Consider the following 18,627-nt stretch of genomic DNA (forward strand, 5'->3'; position numbering starts at 1 on the left):
GATCCTCCCTACCTTTTATCGCCGACCGTTCCTATCGCCCGCACCGCTCAGCGGCGGCCGATGAAGGCGTGGATGTCGAAGTTGACCTTGACCGCGTCGCCGCGATCGATTTCCTCCACCGCCCGAATGAAGGCGTCGACATAGCCCGCGCCGCCTTCCTGGTCCATGTAGCGGGTCACATAGCTGGTGGACAGGAAGAACAGCGCCACCTCCCTGGGGCTGAGCTCGATGATGTTGGACACCACGTGGCGCTCGGCGGAGGAGAACACGCCGGAAGCCTGGATCAGCTCCAGGGTGTTGTCATAGTTGACCAGACGGTCGTCCCGGTGCTTCGCCCACTTGGTCACCAGCTCGCGCTCGATGAAATTGCGCAACGGGCCGTAGACCACGGGAAAATCGTACTTGTAGGCGCAGAACACGCCGCCGTCCTTCAGCCATTGCCCCATCTTGCCGAGCACGGCCTGGCGGTCCATCCAGTAGAAGGAGGTGGCGCTGGTGATCAGGTCGTAGCGGCGCTCAGCCTGGAACTGCTCGGCCGGGCTGGCGCTGAAGCGCAGCGCCGGGTAGTTGGCCTTGGCTTTTTCGATCAGGTTCTCGCCCAGATCCACGCCTTCGACGTGGGAGAAGTAATCGGCCAGGCGGATGGTGGACACGCCGTTGCCGCAGCCGATGTCCAGCGCGGCCTCCTGTCCGGAACAAGCGGCGGACAGCGTCTGGAACAGCTTTTCGGGATAGGCGATCTTGCCGCGGACAATGTTGTAGGCTTCGGCGTGCAGGTCAAATTGTTTCATGGTCGTCGATCTCGATTAGGCTCTGGTTGTAATTGCCGTTGTTGACAAAGTTGATGAAGGTGCCGCGTCCGGACAGGAAGCGGTAAGTATGGCGGCAGCCGGCCGGGACGAACACGGTGGCCGGGCTTTGCAGCGTCCGTCGCCGCTCGCCCACCGTGACCTCCACTTCCAGCCCCTGGTAGCCATCGCCGTCGCCCAGGAACATGAACACGGAGTCGCAACGGTGGATGTGGCTGTCGACGTGGCCGGGCTCGGTCGGCGCGATCTCGTCCACCTTGCGGGCGATGAAGTAATACGGCGAAGACGGCACCAGCCTGTGGTCCAGCATCACGAAGCGCCGGCCCGGACCATGCCGGTGGTACTTGAGCTCGGTGGCCGATTTCTCGAACGGCTGCGCGAACACGTCCTGCTCGCTCAGCGGCGCGTCCTTCTCCAGCGCCACGTGGCCGTCCATCAGCGCGGGGTCGATCACGCTGTAGGCCTGCGGATCCTCCAGCATCGCCAACTGGTGCAGCCGCGCCACGTGGACGAAGGCGTTTTCGCCGACCAGAGGCTGCATCGGGGAGCGGACGATGCGGCTGAACACCTCCACCAGCTGCGAAAGCTTGCGCGCCTCCTTCAACTGGAAGCGATGCTGGCCGTGCCGGGTGTGCAGCAGCGTGGCCAGCTGGAAGGTGTCGGTGATGCCAGCGCGCTCGCCGATGCCGTTGCAGCTGGTGGAAAGCCAGTTGACGCCGGCGCGCAGCGCCTCCAGCGAGCAGGCCAGCGCCAGCCCCTGGTCGTTGTGGACATGGTGCTCGAACACCACGTCCGGGAACTCATGCCGCAGCAGCGACAACACGTCGTAAGTCTCCAGCGGCAGCAACTGGCCGACGCTGTCGGCGAAGCACACCCGGTCCGCCCCGCTCTCCTTCGCGGTGCGGATCAGCCAGACCAGGTCGCTGACCGAGGTGCGGCCGGCGTCCTCTACCGTCGCCCGCACCGACAGACCGTGGCGCTTCGCATAGCGGATGGCCTGCTCGAACAGGGCGACGACCTGATCTTTGCCCAGATGCTTGAACTTGGTGCGCAGCGAAATATCGTTGATCGAGGCGAACAGCCCGATCCATGGCGCGCCGGCAGCCAGCACCGCGTCGATATCGCTCAGCTGGCAGCGGGAATGTGCCAGCACCGGCACCGACGACGCTGCCACCACGGCCCGCACCCGGGCGATTTCCCGCTCGGAAATCATGGGATGGCCGCACTCGAGCATGTCGATGCCGAAGGCGGAAATCCGCTTGGCCAGCAACGCGCTTTGTTCGATGTCGAATGAGCACTGCTTGGCCTGCACCCCTTCGCGCAGGGTGCAATCGATGATCTTGGGCTGCATGGGATGCCTCAGGATTGCGTGACGGGCTGCGCCGCGCTAAGCGTGGCCAGGCAGGGGCGCTCGAGAAAATCCATGATTTTCGGCGCCCCGCCGAATTCCCGCGCGAAGCGGGCCAGGAAAGTCACCATCTTCAGCGAATGCCCCCTCAGCGCGACCAGGTGGTCGTCGATGTCCTCAGCGGCGATAGATTCGGCCGCCAACAGTTCCTGCAGATGCTTGATGATCCATTGCTCCATCGCGTCTCTCCTTACAGACTTCAGATAAACCCTTCGTATTCGTCTTCCTCGACGAACACCAGCGGCATGCCCACCCTCAGCAGGCCGTTCTCGTTGGCATGGCTGCCATGGGCGGTGGCCGCGTCCCATTGCAGCACGTCGCCGGCGTCCAGCTCGGCGTCGACGATGCGCGTCATGTCCACCCGCGTCTCTTCTTCGTTGATGCACTTGAACATCGGGTAGCGGATGTCCAGCACATGCCGGTACACCACCGAATTGTCCGGGTAGAAGAACATCCCTCCGTTGGCGCGCTTGGCCTCGGTCAGCGCCACCCAGAAGGTGACTGCGCTCCGGTACTTGCGCTCCCACAGCGCGATGTCCTGGTGCAGCGGAATATAGGATTCGTCCCTGCCCCGCTTGATGAAAGCCGCGTGCTTGATCAGCTTCGGCTTCTTCAGCACCTGCCGGCACAGGCCGTCCAGCCCGCTCTCCGCCAGCCATGCGTCCCAGAACGGCTGGTCCGCCCAGTAGAGCTTGCGGATCTTCTTGGCCAGCCGGCGCTCGTCGTCGCAAATGTCGAACTCCGGCTCCAACGCCCCCGCCGGCTGCTCCGACCGGCCCATCACCCACTCCAGCGCCGCCGCGGTGTGCTTCGGCGACAACAACCCCCTGACAATCTTCATGCGCGCTCCCTTGAGTCGAGTACCGACAAAATCGCCTCCAGCGCCGACGCGTCGGCCAGCATGTCCTGGTGGGCGACATCCACCTGGCGCAGGCCCGCATCCGGCAGATACGCGCGCCAAGGCGCCATCGATTTGTATGGCTCTTCTCCCTGCCGGCCGGCGATCAGCGTCGCGTCGCGCAAAGTCCGCGGCGGCCGGTAGCCCGGGAAAAGGCGCAGATTGGCTTCCACGCAATCGCGATCGACCTCTCCCAGCGCGGCCAGGAGCTCGATCTTGTGCCGCAGCTGGCCGTAGGCGTCCGAGCCCACCAGTTGCGCCAGCGCCGTCGCGCCGCCGCCGCCCGCCGAACCCAGCCGCGAGTCGACCAGCAGCAGGCGCGGCGCCTCGCCGCGCTCCCGCAGCAAGCTCGCCAGTTCGCAGCCGACCAGGCCGCCGAAGGAATAGCCGACAAGCCAGTCGGGCTCCGGCCCATGCCAGTCCTCCGCCACGGCCCGGGCCAGGCCGGCGATGCCATCATACGGCCAGTAGCGGTGGTAACTGACCAGCCGCGCCTCGGCCCGCCCCTCCAGCCTGGCGGCCAGCGCAGAGAAGCACAGCGGATGGCCGATGAAGTCAGGCAATAGCCAGATCGTCGCGGACATCGGCGCCCTCCTCGTCCAGCAGCGAATCGCAAGCCGCCAGCAATCCGTCCAGCAGCGACTCCAGCGCCTGCGGCGGCAACCTGCCGGCCAGCGTCAGCCTCGCCAGGCGCCCCGCGCGCAGGAAAACGGTCAAGGTGAGCGGGCGGCGCACTTTCAGCTGGTTGCAGGATTCCGCCCAGCCATCCGGGTGGTCCTGGCGCTCCTCGACGATATTGATCAGTACCGCGCTCTTGCCGCCCAGGCCGCCGCATGCCTCCGCCAGCTCCTCGTAGGGCAGGCAGCCCGCCGCCATGGCCTGCAGCGCCTCGCGCCCGGCGGCGGCGATCGCCGCCTCGATGTCCCCGTCGGTCCGGTCCAGCGCCAGCGGCAGCAGGTTGATGTAGCAGCCGGCCCCATCCGGGCTGATCCCGCCGTCACGCTGCGTGCACGTGGTCGAAACCAGGCGCGGCCGCCATGACAGCGCGCGCTCGCACACCCGCTGCAGCAGCGCCGAAAACACCGGCAGCAGCCCCTGCTTGCGAGAAACGGCCCAGCTCAACAGCGCCCCTGCGCGGGAAGCCGCGCAATCGCGCTCGGCCATGCACGTCTGCTCGACCAGGCCCGGCGGCATGTCCGCGCCCATCTTCTCCAACCGCGGCCGCAACCCGGCCCAGTAGCCCCGAGCTTCGTCCCGGCCGCTCTCCAGCCTGCGGGCGATCCGCCAGTTCTGCTGCGCGAAGCTGAGGTCGGCGTCGCCGCAATCGCCGCCGCCCTCTAGCGCCGCGCGCAGTTCGGGCAGCAAACGGCCGATGAAATGGGCATCCGCGGCGACATGGTGCAGCCATAGCCCGAATACCGGCTTGCCGGCCGCCTCGGCGCGGACCAGTCTCAGGTAGCCCCGCTCGAATACGGAATGGGGGTGGTGCAGGTAACGGAGGCGGAAAGCCTCCTCGTCCGCGTATCCGGCCTCGTCGAAAATCGGCTCCGGCGCGGGCGCGTCTTCCTCCAGCAGAAAGACGAAACGCTCGCCCTCCAGGCTGACGCGGGCGTTCAGCAGCGGATGGCGCCGGTGGATGGCGTCCGACGCGCGCCGCAGCCTCTCATCGCTCCAGGGCGCGGCGGGCCTCAGCTGGTAGAACATCGAGTTGCCGTCCAGATTGCCGTTGATCATCTCGTCCAGCGCCATTGAGCGTTGAAACGGATTGAGCTCGCACTCCAGCGGCCGCCCCGCCAGCGCCGCCACCGCCTGGCAATGCCTTGCGGCCAGCCACCTCAGGCATGCCGGGGCCAGGCCGGCGGTCTCCCCGGCCAGAAACAGATCGCCGCGGTGCTGGAACAGCCGCACGCGGTCCGGCTCCGGGAAACGCCTGGCGAGCTCGGCCGCCAGTTCCGGTTCCTCGGCTGGCGCGGCCAGATCGGGCTCCACCCGGATCAAGGCCGAGCCGGCGGTCTCGGGCAGCGCTCTGCCCGCGCCGCGCTCTGCCAGCCAGCGGCAAAACTCGTCGAAGCGGCTGGCCTGGTAGAACGCCTCCATCGGCAAGCGCGCGCCCAGCAGGCGCTCGGCCTCGGCCAACATGCGCAGCGCCAGCAGCGAGTTGCCGCCATCCGCGAAAAAATCGCTGCGCCGCGACGACGGCGGATGGCCGACATGGCGCCGCCACAGCGCGGCCGCGCCCCGCTCGCCGGCATCGAACCCGTCCATCCCGGCGCCGTCTTCGCGCCACCGCTCGAGCAGGGCCGCCCGGTCCAGCTTGCCGTTGGCCGTCAACGGCAGCGCGTCGACCGCGAACAACGCGTGCGGGCGTTCGTGCAGGGGCAGCTGACCCAGCCACCCGGCCTCCAGCGCGGCCAGCGCCTCGCCGCCGCTCGCGTCCGCCGGCGCGATCGCCGCCAGCAGCAGCTTGCCGCCCTGATGCGCCACGTCGATCAGCGCGCAATCGCGCACTTGCGGACAGCCGCGGAAAAAGTTCTCCAGTTCGGCCAGATCGATGCGGAAGCCGTTGATCTTGACCTCCTTGTCCATGCGGCCGTGGTACTCCAGCAGTCCGTCCTCGCCCAACCGCGCCAGATCGCCGGTGAGGTAGACGCGCCGCGCCGCGCCGCCCAGCTCCAGCGTCCGGAACTTGGCTTCGGTCAGATCGGCGTTGCCCAGATAGCCATGGGCGAGGCCGGCGCCGAATGCCACCAGCTCGCCGATCCGCCCGGACGGCAGCGGCCGGAGCGACGCGTCGCAGATCGCCACGCCGGAGCCGTTGATCGGCGCGCCTATCGGCAGCGACGGCCGCAGCAAATCCTCTTCGGTCAGCAGGTGGCAGGCGGTGAAGGTGGTATTCTCGGTCGGGCCGTAGCCGTTGATGAAACGCACGCCGGGGTTCGCCCGCATCGCGCGGCGCACATGCGCAGCCGACAGCGCCTCGCCGCCGGCCAGCACCTGGCGCGCGCCCTGCATGCAGCCGGGATCGAGATCGACCATGGTGTTGAACAGCGCCGAGGTCAGCCACAGGGTATTCACGCCCTGGCCGCGGATCAGGCCGCGCAGACCGGCCGGGCTCAGCAGCCTCTCGCCATGGAACACGCACTGCCCGCCGTTCAGCAGCGCTCCCCAGATTTCCAGCGTGGACGCGTCGAACGACAACGGCGCATTGACCAGCATGACGGTGGAAGCATCCAGCCCCAGCGCCGGCTGCTCGACGCACAGGCGGACGATGCCGCGGTCGACGCAGGCGATGGCCTTGGGCTGGCCGGTGCTGCCGGACGAGAAGTTGACGTAGGCGATGGCCTCCGCGCCGCGCTTCAGAGAAGGCCGAGCCGCGCCGTCTCCCGGGACATCGGATACCCGCAGGCAGGACAGGCCCAGCGCCGCCAGCGCGGCGCCGGCGTCGCCGACGCACACCGCATGCCGCGCGGCCAGGCGATCCGCCATCCCGCGCAGCCGCTGCCCGGGCAGCGCCTCGTCCAGGCAAGCGTAATGCGCGCCCGCCTTGAGTATCCCGAGCAGCGCCACCGCCGTCTGCAAGCCGTAGCGGCCCGCCACCCCGACGCAATCCCCCGCCGCCACGCCGCGCGCGGCCAACTCCGCCGCCAGCCTGTCGCTGAGGCGATCCAAAGTCCGGTAATCCAGGCTGTCCGCGCCGGACCGCAGCGCCGTTCTATCGCCATGGAGGGAAACCATCCGCTCGAACCGGCTGACCACGTCCTGGTACGGCCAATCCACGCCATCCGTCGCAAGCACCCCATCAGGCCATTTCATCGCTTCGCCTCAAGCACTCAATTGCAAGACTCCGGACTACCGTCGCGGGAGAACCTCCCCCGCGCGCTCAACCGGCGAACGCCGCCTCTTCGCTCCGCCGCGCCAGCCCGGCGTCGGCGCGCAGCGCCTCCACCTTGTCGGTGCGCTCCCAGCTGAATTCCGGCTCCTCGCGGCCGAAGTGGCCGTAGGCGGCGGTCTTGCCGTAAATCGGACGCAGCAGGTCCAGCATCTGGATGATGCCCTTGGGACGCAGGTCGAAGTGCTTCTTCACCAGTTCCACGATCTTTTCGTTCGGAATCTTGTTGGTGCCGAAAGTGTCCACCGCGATCGAGGTCGGCTCCGCCACGCCGATCGCGTACGACACCTGGATCTGGCACTGGCGCGCCAGGCCGGCGGCGACGATGTTCTTCGCCACGTAGCGGCCGGCGTAGGCGGCCGAGCGGTCCACCTTGGACGGATCCTTGCCGGAGAACGCGCCGCCGCCGTGCGGCGCCGCGCCGCCGTAAGTGTCGACGATGATCTTGCGCCCGGTCAGGCCGCAGTCGCCCATCGGGCCCCCGATGACGAAGCGCCCGGTCGGATTGATCAGGAACTTGGTTTCCGCCGTCACCATGTCCGGCGGCAGCACCGGCTTGATGATGTCCTCGATCACCGCTTCGGTCAGCGTCTGGTGGTCGATGTCCGGACTGTGCTGGGTGGACAGCACCACCGTGTCGATGCGCTTGGGCAGGCCGGTGGCGGCGTCGTACACGCAGGTGATCTGGCTCTTGGCGTCCGGACGCAGCCACGGCAGGCGGCCATCCTTGCGCAATTCGGCCTGGCGCTGCACCAGGCGATGCGCGTAGTAGATCGGGAACGGCATCAGCGTCGGGGTTTCATCGCAGGCGTAGCCGAACATCAGGCCCTGGTCGCCGGCGCCCTGATTCAGGTCCAGGCCCTCGCCCTCGTTCACGCCCTGGGCGATGTCCGGCGATTGTTTGTCGTAGCAAGCCATCACCGCGCAGCCCCGATAATCGAAGCCCAGCTCGGAATCGTCGTAGCCGATGCGCTTGATGGTCTCGCGCGCGATCTTGATGTAATCGATGTTGGCCGTGGTGGTGATCTCGCCGGCCAGCACTACCAGGCCGGTGTTCACCAGCGTCTCGGCGGCGACGCGGGCGTGCTTGTCCTCGCGCAGGATGGCGTCGAGGATGGCGTCGGAGATCTGGTCGGCTACCTTGTCCGGATGGCCTTCGGAGACGGATTCGGAAGTAAACAGATATTCGCTCATATTCTCAGTACAGGCTCCATGAACCGCATCGCGCCTGGGCAAGGCCGGCCGACTCCCGCAGAGCGGTGGGACGAGTCTCGCGCCACGCTTATGGCCAAGTTAATCCAGTTGTCTTTTCAGCATCGAAACATTATGACAATAGACTTTTATTTTCAATTAAAAGTTCACTTGTCAATTCAATTTAAATGCAAGTGGCATAAAATGAAAAACAATTGGCACATGTTTTCAATTTTCAAAAAAATCATGGCAAAAACATCCCCGCGCGCCGCAAAATCCGCCGACTCCGCAACGCCATGACGCACAGCGCCAGTCGCGCGGGCATATCCCGCCTGAACCGACGAGTCGCCGCCAGTCCCTCGCCCCATGCGGACGCTCCCGCCCGCCTCCAATGAGCGCACTGCGGCTCGCCAAGAAAGACCCTCTCATACCATCGGCATGATGTGGTTTGTCCGGTCCAGAAACAATGCTAAAGTCATGCATTGACCGCCAACCACGCCCGATAAAAACACCATGAACGACAATCCCTTGCTGCAAGACTGGAATGCGCCCCATCAACTGCCGCCGTTCGCACGCATCCGTCCCGAGCACTTCGAACCGGCGCTGGATGCGCTGTTCGCCGAACACCTGGCCGAAATCGACGCGCTGGCCGCGCTGGCCGAACCGGCCAGCTTCGACAATACCGCCGCCGCCTTCGACCGCAGCGGCCTGAAGCTGGAGCGCGCCCAGCTGCTGCTGGACAACCTGACATCCTCGGAAACCTCGCCAGCGCTGCAGGAAGTGGAACGCGTCATGGCGGGCAAGCTGGCCGAACACCACAGCCGCATCCATATGCACGAGGGCTTCTTCGCCCGCTTGGACGCCGCGCACGCCCAGCGCGACCGCCTGGGCCTGTCCGAAGAACAGGATAGGCTGCTCGATCTGATCCACCGCAACTTCGTCCGCGCCGGCGCCAAGCTGCAGGGCGAGGCGCGCCAACGCTACGCCGCCATCGTCTCCCGCCTGGCCGAACTGACCACCGCCTTCGGCCAGAATGTGCTGGCCGACGAAAGCGAATACGCGCTGCAGCTGGGCGAGGCCGACCTCGCCGGCCTGCCGCCCTTCCTCCTGGACGCCGCCAGCGCCGCGGCCGAAGCCCGCGGCCTGACGGGCTGGGCCATCACGCTGTCGCGCTCGTCCATCGTGCCCTTCCTGACCTTCTCGCAGCGCCGCGCGCTGCGAGAACAGGCCTGGCGCGCCTGGACCGGCCGCGGCGAACACGCCGAGCGCGACAATCGCCCGCTGGCCAAGGAAATCCTGGCGCTGCGCGTGGAGCAAGCCAAGCTGCTGGGTTACGCCAGCTTCGCCGACTACGCGCTGGCCAACCGCATGGCCGGCGCGCCGGCCGCGGTGCACGCGCTGATGGAGCAGGTATGGGAGCCGGCCAAGGGACGTTTCGAAGCGGAACAGGCGATGCTGCGCGAGGAAGCCGCCAAACTGGGCGAGCCGACGGACATCCAGCCCTGGGACTGGTTCCACCTGGCGGAAAAAGTGCGCATCGCGCGCTACGCGCTGAACGACGCCGAGATCAAGCCCTACTTCAGCCTGGATAATATGATCGCCGCGATGTTCGACGTGGCCGGCCGCCTGTTCGGCCTCAATTTCGCCGAGCGCCATGATCTCAAGCTCTACCATCCGGACGTTCGCGCCTGGGACGTCAGCCGCGAAGGCAAGGTGATCGGCCTGTTCCTGGGCGACAACTATGCGCGCCAGAGCAAGCGCGGGGGCGCCTGGATGCACGTCTACCGCTGGCAGGGCCGCAACGGCGGAGAGGCGCTGCCCATCGTGGTCAACAACAACAATTTCGCCAAGGCCGGCCACGGCCAGACGCTGCTGAGCTTCGACGACGTGCGCACACTGTTCCACGAATTCGGCCACGGCCTGCACGGCCTGCTGTCCAATGTGGAATACCGGTTGCTGGCCAGCCCCAACTGCCCGTGGGACTACGTCGAGCTGCCGTCGCAGCTGATGGAGAACTGGGCGCTGGTGCCGGAGGTGCTGGAAAAGCACGCCCGCCACGCGGAAACCGGCGCGGCCATTCCGGCCGAGCTGGTCGCCAAGATCAAGGCGGCCCGCCACTTCAACCAGGGCTTCGAAACGGTGCGCTACGCGGCATCCGCGCTGATCGATCTGGCGCTGCACGAACGCGCCGACGCCGAAGGCATCGACATCGCCGCCTTCGAAACCGCCGAGCGCGAGCGGCTCGGCATTCCGCCCGCAGCCGGCATGAACCACCGCCCGCCGCACTTCGGCCACATCTTCTCCGGCGACGCCTACGCCGCCGGCTACTACGTCTACATGTGGGCGGAAGTGCTGGAGGCCGAGGCCTTCGCCGCTTTCGAGGAGGCCGGCGATCCATTCGATCCGGCGCTGGCGGACAAGCTGTACCGCCATATCTACAGCGCCGGCGACGCCCGCGAACAGCGGGCCGCCTTCCGCGCGTTCCGCGGCCGCGATCCGCAAGCGGAGGCCATGCTGAAGGGCCGCGGCCTGGCATAACAGACCAAGCCGCCGGGCCCTCCCGGCGGCTGCCGTTGACTGCTACACTGCCGCTCCCTCAAATCAAGATCGCATCATGCCCAACGCTTCTCGCATGTCCCGCAAATGGCTGGCCGCCATCCTCACCATTCTTGCCGTCGCCGTTGGCGGCGCGCTGCTGTGGCAGAAATGCCGCGACGCATCCTCTCCCGAGCGCCATTTGGCCAGCCAGCCGCCCTCCGCGACCCATTACGGTCGCTACGTCAACGCGCGCTTCGCCTTCAGCGTCCCCTACCCGGACAAGCTGCTCCAAATGGGAGAAGAGTCCGACAACGGCGACGGCGTCCGCTTCGCCTCCCCGGACCGGCATACCGAAATGGCGGCCTGGGGCAGCAACAACGCGCTGGAAGAGACGCTGCAAAGCCGCTTCCGCGACGAGTTGCGGGAAAAAAGCGCCTCCGGCAAACCGCGCAAGGTGACATTCAAGACGATCAAGAACAACTGGTTCGTCATTTCCGGCACCGAGGGCGATCGGATCTTCTATCGAAAAACCTACTTCTCCGATGACCAGTTCATCGTCGTCGACTTGCGTTATCCCGCCTCGCAGCGGACAACATGGGACCCGCTCGTCAGCCATATCGCCGCCGGCATCCGCGTGTGCCTGACAGCCGACGCGAAAGACGCATCTTAGACTTCACCGCCAGCCAGAATAGCGTCCCTCTAGCGTCAAACCCAGCCTCCGCCGCAGCCGCCCCGCAACACTATTCCTCTCGCCCATTGGCAAAAGAATGAAAATGTCATTGATCTATTCCGCCGCTGCCGGGATACTGACGCATCCATGGCAAAGCGTCCCAGCGTCCGGCATCAACGCTGCGGCCCGCCAACGCCTGGCCCATTTTTCCGAACCGGCAACCGCCGGCATCCATCAATCTGAACAGGACATGACATGAGCCAGTCTGTTGCAGCAAGCAAGGAGGCGGAAACCGGCCTGGACACCCGGGCAGCGATCGAAATTTTCTACTACGCGTACAAGGCGCTGACCGCCAAGCCCGACGAAATGCTGGCCCGCCGGGGCCTTGCCCGCGTCCACCACCGCATCCTGTTCTTCGTGGCGCGCTATCCCAAGCTCTCGGTCAAGGACTTGCTGGCCTTTCTGGGCGTCACCAAACAAGCGATCAACATCCCGCTGCGCCAACTGATGGAAATGGAGCTGATCCTCAGCCAGCCCGCCCCGCACGACAAGCGCGTCAAGCAGCTGACGCTGAGCGAAGAAGGCGCCAGGCTGGAGGAAAGCCTGCACCGCGAGCAGCAACGCGTGCTGCAGACCGCCTTCGACGATTGCGGCGACAAGGCCACCCGCGATTGGTTCATGATCAACGGCAAGCTGTCCGAGCACATGATGCCCTGAGCCTGCCGGTCCAAAACAAAACGGCCCGTCTTGTAGACGGGCCGTTGCTTTTTCGTTCCAGGCTCAGTCCAGCCGCTGGTAGCAGACCTCCAGCACCTCGATATCCTCGTCGCCGTCCGGGCCGCGAAACAGCACGCTGTCGCCCTCGCGCGACTTCAACAGCGCGCGCGCGATAGGCGAAATCCAGCTGATGCGTCCGCGCGGCAGATCGATCTCGTCGACGCCGACGATGGACAACCGCTGCTCGCTGCCGTCGCCGCGCTGAATCAGCACGGTGGCGGAGAAAAACACTTGGTCGGTGGCTTCGCGCGCCTCGGGGTCCACCACTTCGGCGATCTCCAGCCGCTTGGTCAGGAAACGGATTCGGCGGTCTATCTCGCGCAAGCGACGCTTGCCGTACAAGTAATCGCCGTTTTCCGAGCGATCGCCGTTGCTGGCCGCCCAGTTGACCACTTGCACGACTTCCGGCCGTTCCCGGTTGACCAGTTGGTACAGCTCGTCCTTCAAACGTTGCCAGCCGGCAGGCGTGATGTAGTTCTTGGTCGAGGCCGGCAAGCGGCGCTCGGCCGGCAGGTCGTCATCCTGCGGCTCGTCTTCTTTGGTAAACGCCTTGCTCATATCGCTATCCCCGATGCGTCTTGCGCCATTATGCCCGACTCCGCTCGGCGGCATCCAGCAAGGCCAGGCAATGCGGCAGCAAGGCTTTGGGCCGCAGCTTGACCCGTGTCAGCGCCGCGGCGTCCAGCCAGACCAGCTCGTAATGATTATCCGGCGCCAGCTTGGCCAACTCCGGACCGCCCAGCCTCAGCATGCCGCGATACTCGCGGGCGACGAACACATGCTCGGTCCGCTTCTCGCTTTCCAGCACGCACAACGGCCCCTCTTCCAGCCAGACGTTGAGACCGGTTTCTTCGCGCGTTTCGCGCACGCAGGCGATCGCCGCGGTCTCGCTTTTCTTGATGTTGCCGCCTGGCAGCGCGTAATAGTCCTTGCCGGGCTTCACCCTATGCATCAGCAACAGCTTGCCGTCCTCGATGATGACGATGGACGCGCGCAGCTTGCGCGGCTCGGCCGGTTCCTGCAAGGAGCCGGTGGAGAGTTGACCGAGTTCTTCCAACTGCCTTCCCCCGAAAACAAAACGGGCAACCGCCAGCCGGCGGTCGCCCATATTCGCGACGCGGATCGGGCCCGACGGGCCCTCCCGCCTTACTCGCCGCGCGCGGCCTTGGGCTTGCGGGGCGAGGCGCGGCGTTGGCCGCCGGTTTTCTTGCCGCCGGTCACGGTCAAATTGGACCATTTCATCACGGCGGCCACCTCGGCGGCGTTCAGCTCGTAGAACTGGCCGCGCTTCAGCCGCGGCGGCAGGCCGATGTTGCCAAAACGCACGCGCATCAAGCGGCTGACGGTCAGGCCGAAATGTTCGAACATGCGGCGCACTTCGCGGTTGCGGCCTTCCTTGATCACCACGTTGTACCACTGGTTGGCCGACTCTTCCTGGCCGCCGGTCTGGAAAATGCGGTCGAAGCGCGCTTCGCCGTCTTCCAGCTCCACGCCCTTGGTCATTTCCTTCATGATCTCCGGCGTCAATTCGCCCAACACGCGCACCGAGTACTCGCGCTCCACTTCGAAGCTGGGATGCATCATGCGGTTGGCCAGCTCGCCGCTGGTCGTGATCAGCAGCAGGCCGGAAGTATTGACGTCCAGGCGGCCGATGGCTACCCAGCGGCTGGACTTCGCCTGCGGCAGGCGCGCGAATACGGTGACGCGGCCTTCCGGATCGTCGCGGGTGACGATCTCGCCCTCTTCCTTGTGGTACATGATCACGCGCGGCAGGCGGTCCGGCCACTTCAGCTTGATCGGGTCGCCTTTGACCGTCACCTTGTCATGCGGGCCGACCTTGTCGCCCAGGCTGGCCTTCTTGCCGTTGACCAACACCAGGCCGGCCTCGATCCACTCTTCCATCTCGCGGCGGGAACCGACGCCGGACGAAGACAGCGCCTTCTGCAGACGCACCGGCTCGATCTCGTTCAGATCGACGCGCACTTCCTTCAGCTTCTGCGCCTTGTTCTTGATGTCCTGGCTGGGGCTGCGCAGGCGCAGCTTCTTGGCCTTCTGCACCAGTTGCTTGGGCTTGGCGTCGCCGCGCGGCTTGGCTTCGGCCTTGGGTTGGGCGTCATCCCGCCCCTCGGCCTTGGCGCGGCCGCCTTCGGCCGGATTGCGCCCCTTGCCGGCCGGACGGGCGGCGTTCTTGTTGCCGAAGCGCTTTTCATGATCCAGCGACACGTTGCCGTTGACGTCGCCGTTGCTGTCGCGCTGATATTGCGGCTTGCGGTTGCCGGTGGACAGCATCTGCTGTTCCTGCTCGCGGCGGCTCATCTTGAACAGCGGCACGCCGTCCTGCTGCGGCATGATGGGATTGCCGTAAGCGTCGCGCGCCTGGCGCTGGCCGCCGCGGCGCGCCTGTTGGCCTTGCTGCTGCGGGAATCGCGGCTGGATGCCGGCGGAAGGGTTCTTGCCCTGGCGCGGCTGGCCTTGGCCGCGGCCGGCGTTCTGGCGCGGCTGCGAGGTCTCGCGGCCTTTGACACGCGCGACCGGTTGGCGCGCGTGGTTACGTTGTCCTTTTGTAGACATGTGCTTGCTCTTTCCATGCGAGCAACTGGCGGAAGCTTTATTCCGCGACTGGCTCTAAATTGTCCGCCTCATCGTCGAGGGGGATGTCGTCCGCGCCCGCGTCGGGGCTGTCGTCTTGCGTTTGGCTGTCCGGCACCACCAAGCTGCCCAGCTCCGCCAATGGCGGCAGGTCGTTCAGCGAGACGAAGCTCAGATCATCCAGAAATTTGCGTGTGGTGGCGTACAGGCCGGGGCGGCCCGGCACGTCCTTGTGGCCGATGACTTCGATCCAGCCCCGCTCCAGCAGGGTCTGCATCACATTGGTGGACACCGACACGCCGCGTATCGCCTCGATGTCGCCACGAGTAACAGGTTGTTTGTAGGCGATGATCGCCAGCGTTTCCATCACCGCCCGCGAGTAACGCGGCGGCTTCTCCGGGTTGAGCCGGCTCAGGTAAGGCGTGAATTCGGCCCGCGCCCGAAAGCGCCAGCCGGAAGCCAGCTTGACCAGCTCCACGCCCCTGCCGCGCCAGTCCCCCTGGATGTCTTCCAGAATGTCGTTGATCAGCGCGGCCTTCACATCTTCGGTGAACAGCCGCTTGAGCTGGGAAACCGAAAGCGGTTCCTGCGCTGTCAGCAACGCCGTCTCCAGCACAATCTTCAAATACTTTAAATCGGTAATGGTGGACATTAAACCGGGATGCCGGAGAATTCGGGGTTAAGCGCGGGAAGCCGGGGATTCTACACGACTTCCGCCGCAAGCGAAACTATTGCATCAAGCCAAGCGAAGCCAGACTGTAGCGTCTGAGCACTCTGCCGTCCGGCTGCGGCATGTCCTCCAGCCGCTGGCCGCCGCAGGCCTCTATCGTCCGCACCGCTGCGGGGTTGTCCGCATCGCAAACCAGCACCCAGTTGCCGCAGGCCGGCGACGGCGCCATCGCCTGCACATATTGCAGAAGCACCCGTCCGTAGCCGCTGCCGCGCCATTGCGGCAGCACCTCGAAGCCGATATGGCCGATCACATCCTGGATCACCTCGGTCTCGCCTTCGCGCAGCCTGGCGGCTCCGGCGATCTCGCCGCCGTCATTGAGCAGGAACCAGGTCTGGCACGGCACCCAGCCATCAGGCAGCGCGTGGCCGTCGGCATGGAGCACCACCTTGCGCAGCCAGCCATCGGCGTCGTCGGCCAGATCGCGGTAATACTCGAAACCCTCGTCGCGGCAAGCCTGAAAATAGCGGCGATAGGCGGACAGATGCTGTTCGCTGGCGGCTTCGATTTTCATTGGCGGCTCCCAAGGTCAATACTCACATCGTAAACAGATGCGCGGCAAGGTCAAGCCTTTCGCGCATGTCCCCGCCGGCTATGCGACAATCGCCCCCTGACCGCAACGAGCAATACCATGAGCGACACCCCGCAAGCGATACTGCTGATGGGCCCCACCGCCTCCGGCAAGACCGGGTTGGCGCTGGAGCTGGCCCGTCGTTTTCCCGTCGAAATCGTCAGCGTCGATTCGGCGCTGGTCTACCGCGGCATGGACATCGGCACCGCCAAGCCCTCCGCCGAGGAAATGGCCGCCTGCCCCCACCATCTGATAGACATCATCAGCCCGCTGCAAAGCTATTCCGCCGCGCAGTTCCACGCCGACGCCAACCGGCTGATCGAGGAGATCCAGGCCCGCGGCCGGCTGCCGTTGCTGGTGGGCGGCACCATGCTCTATTACAAGGCGCTGCTGGAAGGCCTGTCCGACCTGCCGCAAGCCGACGCCGCGCTGCGCGCCGAACTGGACGCCGACGCCGCGCTGCTGGGCTGGCCGGCGATGCACGCCCGCCTGGCCGAGCTGGACCCGGCCACCGCGGCGCGGCTCAATCCCAACGACTCGCAACGCATCCACCGCGCGCTGGAAGTGTGCCTGCTCAGCGGCAAGCCGATGTCGGAGCTGATCGCCCTGGGCAAGGAGGCGGCGGCGAATTTCCGTTTTCTGCCGCTGGCACTGGTGCCGCGCGAGCGCGGCTGGCTGCACGCGCGCATCGCCGAGCGCTTCCATCTCATGCTGGAGCAAGGCTTTCTGGACGAAGTCACCCGTCTGCGCGCCCAATACCCCGAGTTGACGCTGAACCTTCCCTCGATGCGCTGCGTCGGATACCGACAAGCCTGGGAGCATCAGGACGGCTTGTACGGCATGGATGAGTTTGTCGAACGCGGCGTCGCCGCCACCCGCCAACTGGCCAAGCGCCAGCTGACCTGGACCCGCAGCCTGGACGTGATCCCAATCGACGCGCAGCGCGATGGTGTGTCCGGGCTGCTGGCACAGGCGGTCGAGCGCTTTCTGCATGAACAGCCGCAGGACGACACGCTGCCTTACCGCGGCGTGTTCTGAACGCGGGCGGGGCCGCCCGGCCCCGCCGCATGCCCAAGCCGGCGCTCAGGGACTAACGCTCATCCGCAACGTATGCGTCCAGTCGTGATCGCTGGCCGACACCACGCTGTTGTACGAGGCGTAAGTCATGCCCTCTCCCGGCCACGGGTTCATCATGTACAGGTAATTGCCGCTGCCGGTCTGATAGCCGCGGCCGACGATGAAGTGGCCGCCGCCGCCCGTCCAGCCGTAGCGGATCACGAACGGCCGATTCGCCTTGATGTCATCCAGCACATGCTGCCAGGACAGATAGTCATAAACGGTGAAGTTGGGCACGCCCCAGTTCTTCAGAATGCCTTGCAAGCTGCCATTGCTGCCAAACATATCGTTGGGCCTGTTGGCATAGCTGTTCCAGTTGAAATTGCTGTTGCCGCAGGCGTAATTGATGCCGAATGCCCAGTTCACGATCGCGCACTGGGTAGGCGTCTTGCTGTACAAGCCCAGCACCGCCTTGCTCGAGCCGGCCCAGCACCACTGGCTGTGCTCCTGCGTCGTCAGCGGCACGTTCAGCACCTTGCTCTCCGCCAGCGCCCCCAGGCTCGCCGCCAGCAAGGCCGCGGCCAGAATGGTTTGATTCAAATGCTTTCCCATCGTCGTTCTCCTTAGCGGAAGCTGGCCAGATTGGCGCGCACCGCCGCCCGCAGCGGCTCGATCAGGTCCGCGCCGTCCAACAGCGCCTCCTCCTGCGTCAACGACAACGCCTGACGTGCCGACAGCAACGCGGCGAAGCGCGGCTTGCCGCCCGCCGCCGTCATTTCGAGAAAATCTGACTGCGCTTGGTAAACCCGCAGGAAGCGGGCCTGCGCGCCGGGATGGCTCGCCGCGGCAGCCTCGAGATTGCGGGACAGCGCCGCCGCGCCGAAGGACGCCGCCTGCCAGCGGCCGTCCCGCTTCTCCACCGTCACCAAGCCCACTGGCTTGCCGCCGGACAGGATGACGAAGCGCCAGTTGCCGACCGGCGTCATCATGCGGCTGAGATCGGCATCGGCGGCCTGCAACTGCTGCGGACTGATGCTGTAAACCGGAAAGCCCCTGCCCAGCTTCAAGCCGGCCAGCTCGCCGGCGCCGGCCAGCGCCAACGGAAAGCCCGCCGGCAGGCGGCCGCCGAACTCGCGGGCGTTCTGTCGCGAAAAATCTTCCAACCCCAGCGCGGCGGCGGCGGATGCCTCGCCGAACTGAGCCGCGACAGGCGCCGGAGCGGCCGCCTGCGCGGACGCGGGACTGGAAATGACGGCGGCCAGGCCAAACCAGGCCGCCAGGATCACGGATTTCGACTGCATGGCTAGACTCCTTCGCAGAAATGCGGTTGCGACACGATGCGTGAATACCAAACGCATACCAGTAGTCTTAGCCTTGCCTATTTCTCCATTCAATCCGTGAAATCAGGTCCATGAAATTGATTTTTCACAAACAAATCAATTCATTACATCAACTTAGCCTGCGCAGTTAAAGTAAGCAGTCAAATACAAACTGTTCGTAA

At 65.7% G+C, this 18,627-nt stretch carries 20 protein-coding genes; 6 read left to right on the forward strand and 14 right to left on the reverse strand.

All coding sequences use genetic code 11. The features are described from left to right. Positions 1-47: 47 nt before the first annotated feature. From DK842_RS01780 to metK, 7 genes are all read right to left on the reverse strand, one after another. Positions 48-791, reverse strand: a complete 744-nt coding sequence (locus DK842_RS01780; RefSeq protein WP_114059825.1) for a class I SAM-dependent methyltransferase — start codon at positions 789-791, stop codon at positions 48-50. Continuing rightward, positions 778-2,160 (reverse strand): 2-isopropylmalate synthase, encoded by a 1,383-nt coding sequence (locus DK842_RS01785; protein WP_114059826.1) that lies wholly within the window; start codon positions 2,158-2,160, stop codon positions 778-780. The genes DK842_RS01780 and DK842_RS01785 overlap by 14 nt, the downstream gene beginning before the upstream one ends. 8 nt (positions 2,161-2,168) lie before the next feature. Further along, on the reverse strand, positions 2,169-2,396 hold the full coding sequence (locus tag DK842_RS23535; RefSeq protein WP_198414612.1) for an acyl carrier protein: 228 nt from the start codon (positions 2,394-2,396) through the stop codon (positions 2,169-2,171). Between the two features lie 20 nt (positions 2,397-2,416). After that, positions 2,417-3,058 carry a phytanoyl-CoA dioxygenase family protein gene (locus DK842_RS01790; RefSeq protein ID WP_198414613.1) on the reverse strand — a complete coding sequence of 214 codons (642 nt, stop codon included), beginning with the start codon at positions 3,056-3,058 and terminating at the stop codon, positions 2,417-2,419. Then, a complete protein-coding gene (locus DK842_RS01795; protein WP_114059827.1) occupies positions 3,055-3,699 on the reverse strand; it encodes a thioesterase domain-containing protein in 645 nt (214 codons plus the stop codon). Before DK842_RS01795 ends, DK842_RS01790 begins: the two co-directional genes overlap by 4 nt. Next, positions 3,671-6,928 (reverse strand): amino acid adenylation domain-containing protein, encoded by a 3,258-nt coding sequence (locus tag DK842_RS01800; RefSeq protein WP_114059828.1) that lies wholly within the window; start codon positions 6,926-6,928, stop codon positions 3,671-3,673. Before DK842_RS01800 ends, DK842_RS01795 begins: the two co-directional genes overlap by 29 nt. 67 nt (positions 6,929-6,995) lie before the next feature. Next, positions 6,996-8,198 (reverse strand): methionine adenosyltransferase, encoded by a 1,203-nt coding sequence (gene metK, locus DK842_RS01805; protein WP_114059829.1) that lies wholly within the window; start codon positions 8,196-8,198, stop codon positions 6,996-6,998. A gap of 18 nt (positions 8,199-8,216) precedes the next feature. Between metK and DK842_RS22860 the strand changes: the two genes are divergently transcribed. From DK842_RS22860 to DK842_RS01825, 5 genes are all read left to right on the forward strand, one after another. Then, positions 8,217-8,495: a hypothetical protein gene (locus DK842_RS22860; protein ID WP_145963954.1), complete on the forward strand. Its 279-nt coding sequence runs from the start codon at positions 8,217-8,219 to the stop codon at positions 8,493-8,495. 213 nt (positions 8,496-8,708) lie between these two features. Continuing rightward, positions 8,709-10,733, forward strand: coding sequence for a M3 family metallopeptidase (locus DK842_RS01815; RefSeq protein WP_114059831.1), 2,025 nt, complete (start codon positions 8,709-8,711; stop codon positions 10,731-10,733). A 76-nt stretch (positions 10,734-10,809) separates the two neighbouring features. Further along, a complete protein-coding gene (locus DK842_RS01820; RefSeq protein ID WP_145963955.1) occupies positions 10,810-11,403 on the forward strand; it encodes a hypothetical protein in 594 nt (197 codons plus the stop codon). Between the two features lie 103 nt (positions 11,404-11,506). Then, positions 11,507-11,662 (forward strand): hypothetical protein, encoded by a 156-nt coding sequence (locus DK842_RS23285; RefSeq protein WP_168191776.1) that lies wholly within the window; start codon positions 11,507-11,509, stop codon positions 11,660-11,662. Next, on the forward strand, positions 11,659-12,120 hold the full coding sequence (locus tag DK842_RS01825) for a MarR family winged helix-turn-helix transcriptional regulator (RefSeq protein WP_114059833.1): 462 nt from the start codon (positions 11,659-11,661) through the stop codon (positions 12,118-12,120). The genes DK842_RS23285 and DK842_RS01825 overlap by 4 nt, the downstream gene beginning before the upstream one ends. A gap of 63 nt (positions 12,121-12,183) precedes the next feature. On the opposite strand, the gene greB is transcribed toward DK842_RS01825, so the two are convergent. From greB to DK842_RS01850, 5 genes are all read right to left on the reverse strand, one after another. Continuing rightward, a complete protein-coding gene (gene greB / locus DK842_RS01830; protein WP_114059834.1) occupies positions 12,184-12,738 on the reverse strand; it encodes a transcription elongation factor GreB in 555 nt (184 codons plus the stop codon). Between the two features lie 28 nt (positions 12,739-12,766). Then, positions 12,767-13,237 carry an NUDIX domain-containing protein gene (locus DK842_RS01835; protein ID WP_168194799.1) on the reverse strand — a complete coding sequence of 157 codons (471 nt, stop codon included), beginning with the start codon at positions 13,235-13,237 and terminating at the stop codon, positions 12,767-12,769. Positions 13,238-13,326: 89 nt separating this feature from the next. Next, on the reverse strand, positions 13,327-14,469 hold the full coding sequence (locus DK842_RS01840) for a pseudouridine synthase (RefSeq protein WP_406850467.1): 1,143 nt from the start codon (positions 14,467-14,469) through the stop codon (positions 13,327-13,329). A gap of 319 nt (positions 14,470-14,788) precedes the next feature. Beyond that, entirely contained in the window at positions 14,789-15,421 is a 633-nt protein-coding gene (gene scpB, locus DK842_RS01845; protein ID WP_114059837.1) for an SMC-Scp complex subunit ScpB, read from the reverse strand. Positions 15,422-15,497: 76 nt separating this feature from the next. Then, entirely contained in the window at positions 15,498-16,013 is a 516-nt protein-coding gene (locus tag DK842_RS01850) for a GNAT family N-acetyltransferase (protein ID WP_114059838.1), read from the reverse strand. Positions 16,014-16,130: 117 nt separating this feature from the next. Here DK842_RS01850 and miaA point away from each other — a divergent pair, with 117 nt between their 5' ends. Further along, complete coding sequence (gene miaA / locus DK842_RS01855) at positions 16,131-17,108, forward strand: tRNA (adenosine(37)-N6)-dimethylallyltransferase MiaA (RefSeq protein WP_114059839.1); 978 nt, start codon at positions 16,131-16,133, stop codon at positions 17,106-17,108. 45 nt (positions 17,109-17,153) lie between these two features. On the opposite strand, the gene DK842_RS01860 is transcribed toward miaA, so the two are convergent. Both DK842_RS01860 and DK842_RS01865 read right to left on the reverse strand, forming a co-directional pair. After that, positions 17,154-17,738, reverse strand: a complete 585-nt coding sequence (locus tag DK842_RS01860; protein WP_114059840.1) for a C39 family peptidase — start codon at positions 17,736-17,738, stop codon at positions 17,154-17,156. 11 nt (positions 17,739-17,749) lie between these two features. Next, the gene (locus tag DK842_RS01865) at positions 17,750-18,427 is read right to left on the reverse strand and encodes a hypothetical protein (RefSeq protein WP_114059841.1); all 678 of its coding nucleotides are present in this window, start codon (positions 18,425-18,427) and stop codon (positions 17,750-17,752) included. Positions 18,428-18,627 lie beyond the last annotated feature (200 nt).

The sequence above is a fragment of the Chromobacterium phragmitis genome, from assembly GCF_003325475.1.
GTDB classification, from domain to species: Bacteria; Pseudomonadota; Gammaproteobacteria; order Burkholderiales; family Chromobacteriaceae; genus Chromobacterium; species Chromobacterium phragmitis.